Consider the following 4,562-nt stretch of genomic DNA (forward strand, 5'->3'; position numbering starts at 1 on the left):
AGCTGTCTACCTTCAGTACATTTCCCGGCTTTACAATACCGTCTCTTCGAATACGTTCTTTCAAAAGTTCCATAATTTCATTCCTCTCTGGTTATCCTATTCTCTATAGTACTTCCCCCGTGCGGGTTTTTCAATAGACAAACAGAGGGAAATCGGGTAAAATAAAGGGAATAGCAGGAGAGAAGTTATGAAAAGGATCAAGGAAATCTATCAAAAGTGCATACGGTTCTCCACCCAGGTGGGGGAGGATCATGTGGGAGCCTACGCGGCCCAGTCCGCGTTTTTCTTCATGCTCAGTATGATCCCCATCATCCTGCTCCTCCTTATGCTGGTGCGCTATACGCCGGTGACTAAGGCGGACGTGATGACAGCGGTGATCCAGGTGTTCCCAAGATCTGTGGATTCTCTGATCACATCCATTGTAAATCAGGTTTACAACCAGTCCATGGGCGTCATCCCTGTAACGGTGATCGTAGCCCTCTGGTCGGCGGGAAAAGGAGTGTTGGCTGTGACTTCCGGCCTGAACTGTGTCTATGAATGTCCGGAGACCAGAAATTACGTGTTCCTGCGGGTGAGGGCCACGCTGTACACCCTGATGTTCCTGTTGGTGATCGTGTCCCTTCTGATACTGTCCGTCTTCGGAAACACTTTGAATCTTTTTATCGCGGATCACATTCCCTTTATGACTTCCCTGGCGGACTGGCTGATCCAGGCCCGGATCTTTATCACGCCGTCGCTTCTGGTGGTGTTCTCTCTCCTGATCTACAAGTTCCTTCCCAACCGGAGGGACAAATTCCGCAAGCAGATCCCGGGAGCGGTCTTCACAGCCCTGGGGTGGATGGTGATCTCCTGGATCTTCTCCGTATACGTAGACGTGTTCCAGGGCTTCTCCAGTATGTACGGGAGCCTGACCACCATCGTGCTGATCATGTTGTGGATGTATTTCTGTATGTACAGTATCCTGCTGGGAGGGGAACTGAATATAGAAATGTATGACAAATTATTTACCGGAAAAAGAGACAAGAAGGAGAGGACAGAAGAGGAATGAAGATTGAGATACCAGGCTACAAAGAATTAGACTTAAATTATCTGGTGCTGGATTACAACGGGACCATCGCCATGGGCGGGAAGATTAAGGAATCGGTAAAGGAGCGGATCTGCCGCCTGGCCCAGGAGTTTGAGATCGTGGTCCTGACCGCGGATACCTACGGAACGGCCAGAGAGGCCTGCAAGGATCTGCCGGTGCGGATCGAGACCTTCCCTAACGACAATGCCCTTCCGGCCAAGATGGCAGTGGTGGAGGAGCTGGGCTTATCCTCCTGCGTAGCCATTGGAAACGGGAGGAATGACAAGCTGATGCTGCGGGCCAGCGCCCTGGCCATCGCGGTGCTGGAGCAGGAGGGAATGTGCAGCCGGCTTCTGGGTGAGGCAGACGTGTGCACCAGGAGTATTGAGGACGCCCTGGATCTGCTGTTGTACCCGGTGCGGCTGGTGGCCACACTGCGAGGATAAAGGGAAATGGAACGGCTTTTGAGCCGTTCTTTTTTTACGCCGTGGGAATTTGCAAAGATTTATCATAAAAATAGTTGACTTTAAATTTAGTATATGTATAATAAAGAAGGACAAAACAAAATGTTTAGTAACTGTAAGGGAAGGAAGCATATGAACATAGAGGAAAATATCGGAAATAAGATCCGAAATCTTCGAAATCAGAATGGCCTGACCCAGGAAGAACTTGCAGACAGAACAGAGCTTACAAAGGGCTTTATCTCCCAGTTGGAACGGGGCCTCACGGCGCCGTCCATTTCTACGTTAATGGACATTGTGGAGTGCCTGGGGACCAATCTGGCGGAGTTTTTTCAGGAGGAAAGTGAGCAGCCTGTAGTCTACCCCAAAGAAGACTATTTTGAGAAGACAGACGAGGACGGCAACCGGATCGAATGGCTGGTGGCCTCGGCCCAGAGCCGGAGTATGGAGCCTATCCTGGTGCGGATCCAGCCCGGCCAGTCCATGCCGGTGGACAAGCCCCACGAGGGGGAGGAGTTCGGCTATGTGCTGGAAGGAAAGATCAACGTACATTACGGAAGAAATGTGTACACGGTGAGAAAGGGAGATTCCTTTATCTTTGCCGCCAATAAGAAACATAAGATAAGCTCGGCTTGTGCAAAGGTGTCCACGGTCCTGTGGATCAGCACCCCGCCAAGCTTCTAAGGAGGAACTATGCAGGACGTTATTTTGGAACTGGACGGGATCAGCAAGACCTTTGACGACAAGAAGGTGCTGAACTCCTTCAGCCTTGAGATCAAGAGAAATGAATTCATCACCCTGCTGGGGCCGTCCGGCTGCGGCAAATCCACCACGCTGCGGATCATCGGAGGTTTCGAGAAGCCGGATAAGGGCAGGGTGCTTTTTGACGGCAAGGATATCACCAATCTGACGCCGGATAAACGGAATGTAAATACGGTATTCCAGAAATATTCTCTGTTCCCCCATATGAATGTGGAGGAGAACATCGCTTTCGGTCTGAAGCTGAAGAAGAAGAGCCAGCAGTATGTGAAGGATAAGATTGCCTACGCTCTGAAGCTGGTGAATATGGAAGGCTATGAGAAGCGCAGCCCCATGTCGCTGTCCGGCGGGCAGCAGCAGCGGGTGGCCATTGCCCGGGCTATCGTCAACGAGCCCAAGGTGCTGCTTCTGGACGAGCCCCTGGGGGCTCTGGACTTGAAGCTGCGCCACGATATGCAGCGGGAGCTGATCAAGATCAAGAAGGAAGTGGGGATCACCTTCGTCTATGTGACCCACGACCAGGAGGAAGCCCTTACCATGTCCGACCGGATCATTGTCATGAACAAGGGCATCATCCAGCAGATCGGCACATCCAAGAGCATTTACGATGAACCCCAGAACGCCTTTGTGGCCGACTTTATCGGGGACAGCAACATCATCGACGGGATCATGCGCCGGGACTGCCTGGTAGAGATCCAGGGGGTGGAGATCCCCTGTGTGGATGTGGGATTTGGAAAAGACGAGTTGGTGGATGTGGTCATCCGGCCGGAGGATCTGGTCATCGTGCGCCCGGAAGAAGGATATCTGCAGGGGACGGTAGTCTCCATCATCTTCAAGGGAGCGGTCTATGAGATCAAGGTCCAGGTGGGAGATTACGAGTGGATGATCGAGAGTGTGAATCCGGCGCAGGTAGGTGTCCCAGTGGGCCTTACCATCCTGCCGGACAATATCCAGATCATGCATAAGCCTCATTCGGAGGACGCGGAGGTCATAAGAGAAGATGAATAAGCGGAAATGGCTGGCCACTCCTTATGCGGTGTGGGTCATCGGATTTACCGTCATCCCCATGATCCTGATCTTCCGCTATGCCCTGACTGCGCAGGAGGGCGGCTTTACAATGGAAAATATACTGGCGATCGCGGATCCCATCCACCTGAAGGCGGTGGTCTTCTCCCTGGAGATCGCGGTGGGATGTACCCTTTTATGCATCCTTTTGTCCTATCCGCTGGTGCTGGCCCTTCGGAGGCTGAACCTGGGGAAGCGGGGATTCGCCATCTTTATCATCATCCTGCCTATGTGGATGAACTTTATCCTGCGGCTTCTGGCCTGGCAGATGATCCTGTCCTCCAACGGGATTCTGAACTTCATTGTCCAGAAGCTGGGATTTGAGCCGCTGGCCCTGGCCAATACCGGGATAGCGGTGATGATCGGCGTGGTCTATGATTTCCTGCCCTATATGGTGCTCCCCATCTACAATGCGGTGATGGAGATTGACGAGGACGTGATCGAGGCGGCCAAGGACCTGGGAGCGGGCGGATTCACCACCTTCCGCAAGGTGATCTTCCCCCTGTCTGTGCCGGGACTCTTAAGCGGGATCGTTATGGTGTTCGTTCCTTCCATGACTTCCTTCGTTGTGGCGGACATCCTGGGCGGCGGGAAGCTGCAGCTGATCGGAAATGTGATCGAGCAGGAGTTTACCAAGAGCATCAACTGGAACCTGGGCTCCGGCCTGTCTGTGTCCCTGATGATCTTCGTGCTGATCAGCATGGCCTTCACCATGAAAAATGACGTAGAAGGGAAGGGATCGACGGTATGGTAGAGAAGTTGAAAGATTTTTGCAGCAGATGTTACCTGGGGATCATCGTGGTGTTCCTGTACGCGCCTATCCTGGTGCTGATCGTCCTGTCCTTCAACAATTCCAGGTCCCGGGTGACCTGGGGAGGATTCACCCTGGACTGGTATAAAAGGCTTCTTATGAACAGTCAGATCATGGAGGCCCTGGGGACCACGCTGGTGCTGGCCTTTGCCTCCGCCTTTATCGCCACGGTGATCGGCGTGCTGGCTGCTCTTGGGATCAACGCCATGCGGCAGCGGAACTACCAGATCATGATGGCGGCCACCAATATCCCCATGCTGAACGCGGATATCGTGACGGGGATCGCGCTTATGCTGTGGTTCGTTCATTTCCTGGAACTGGGATTCGGCAGCGTGCTGCTGGCCCATATTACTTTTAATATCCCTTATGTGATCTTAAGCGTCATGCCCAAGATCCGGCA

Annotated in this window: 6 protein-coding genes; all 6 read left to right on the plus strand. The window is 52.8% G+C overall.

Going from position 1 to position 4,562, the window contains the following annotated elements:
- The first annotated feature begins 187 nt into the window (after positions 1-187).
- On the plus strand, positions 188-1,048 hold the full coding sequence (locus tag ACML7B_RS10535) for a YihY/virulence factor BrkB family protein (protein ID WP_418541157.1): 861 nt from the start codon (positions 188-190) through the stop codon (positions 1,046-1,048).
- Positions 1,045-1,512 carry an HAD family hydrolase gene (locus tag ACML7B_RS10540; RefSeq protein ID WP_418541158.1) on the plus strand — a complete coding sequence of 156 codons (468 nt, stop codon included), beginning with the start codon at positions 1,045-1,047 and terminating at the stop codon, positions 1,510-1,512. The genes ACML7B_RS10535 and ACML7B_RS10540 overlap by 4 nt, the downstream gene beginning before the upstream one ends.
- A 150-nt stretch (positions 1,513-1,662) precedes the next feature.
- On the plus strand, positions 1,663-2,211 hold the full coding sequence (locus ACML7B_RS10545) for a helix-turn-helix domain-containing protein (protein ID WP_106790571.1): 549 nt from the start codon (positions 1,663-1,665) through the stop codon (positions 2,209-2,211).
- A gap of 9 nt (positions 2,212-2,220) precedes the next feature.
- Complete coding sequence (locus tag ACML7B_RS10550; protein ID WP_346707922.1) at positions 2,221-3,294, plus strand: ABC transporter ATP-binding protein; 1,074 nt, start codon at positions 2,221-2,223, stop codon at positions 3,292-3,294.
- Entirely contained in the window at positions 3,287-4,105 is an 819-nt protein-coding gene (locus tag ACML7B_RS10555; protein ID WP_418541159.1) for an ABC transporter permease, read from the plus strand. Before ACML7B_RS10550 ends, ACML7B_RS10555 begins: the two co-directional genes overlap by 8 nt.
- Positions 4,099-4,562, plus strand: a 464-nt coding sequence (locus tag ACML7B_RS10560) for an ABC transporter permease (protein ID WP_418541160.1), incomplete at its 3' end; no start/stop codon positions are given. The genes ACML7B_RS10555 and ACML7B_RS10560, both read left to right, overlap by 7 nt.

It is taken from the genome of Massilistercora timonensis (genome assembly GCF_048354975.1).
GTDB classification, from domain to species: domain Bacteria; phylum Bacillota; class Clostridia; order Lachnospirales; family Lachnospiraceae; genus Massilistercora; species Massilistercora timonensis.

Bases quoted from the DNA above. Each gene is read 5' to 3' on its own strand.
- ACML7B_RS10540 (WP_418541158.1), top strand. From the start codon at position 1,045: ATGAAGATTGAGATACCAGGCTACAAAGAATTAGACTTAAATTATCTG.
- ACML7B_RS10555 (WP_418541159.1), top strand. From the start codon at position 3,287: ATGAATAAGCGGAAATGGCTGGCCACTCCTTATGCGGTGTGGGTCATC.
- ACML7B_RS10550 (WP_346707922.1), top strand. From the start codon at position 2,221: ATGCAGGACGTTATTTTGGAACTGGACGGGATCAGCAAGACCTTTGAC.
- ACML7B_RS10535 (WP_418541157.1), top strand. From the start codon at position 188: ATGAAAAGGATCAAGGAAATCTATCAAAAGTGCATACGGTTCTCCACC.
- ACML7B_RS10545 (WP_106790571.1), top strand. From the start codon at position 1,663: ATGAACATAGAGGAAAATATCGGAAATAAGATCCGAAATCTTCGAAAT.